The sequence below is a fragment of the Vibrio sp. Y176 genome (genome assembly GCF_033438945.1).
On sequence record NZ_JAWOQS010000944.1, the window covers coordinates 1 to 563 of the forward strand.

Genomic DNA, 563 nt, shown 5'->3' on the forward strand with positions numbered 1-563 from the left:
TTTTTTTAATTAATTATTTCGCAACGTGAAATAATAGTTAAAACAGATATTTACAATGTTTTTTATCTTGTCGGATCAGTGGTAAACTCAATGAGTAAGCAATTGGTTTCTTATACAACTGTTTAATGCTTAGACGTAAAATAAGACACTGAGTTATAGAGGGGAGCTATTTATTAACTGGCTTCATCTGTAGCTTTATGGATTTATAAAAATTATAACTATCGGAAAATTATTGGGTCTTGGTGTTATTTAAATGAAAGCTAATAAACGTACCATCGATGTAAAGTACTTGCGCACTTTTTCACATGTTGCAAGGCATAGAAGTTTTACTGCGGCAGCAGAAAGTCTATATTTAACCCAACCAGCCGTTTCACAACATATTAAAAAACTTGAATGTACTATAGGGGCTGAAGTCTTCGATCGAAAAGATGGATTCAATCTGACTAAACATGGCCAAATATTGCTTAGTTATACAGACAGAACAATGTCTTTATATGACCAATTATTTGACGAATTGGCTCAAGTAGATATGTTTGATCGGTACTCTATTGCGATATCTGATT

At 32.5% G+C, this 563-nt stretch carries 1 protein-coding gene; it reads left to right on the plus strand.

The genetic code is table 11. From position 1 onward, the window contains the following. Window positions 1-253: 253 nt before the first annotated feature. The coding region (locus R7O13_RS29555) for a LysR family transcriptional regulator (RefSeq protein WP_318305551.1) at window positions 254-563 on the plus strand (310 nt) is incomplete at its 3' end.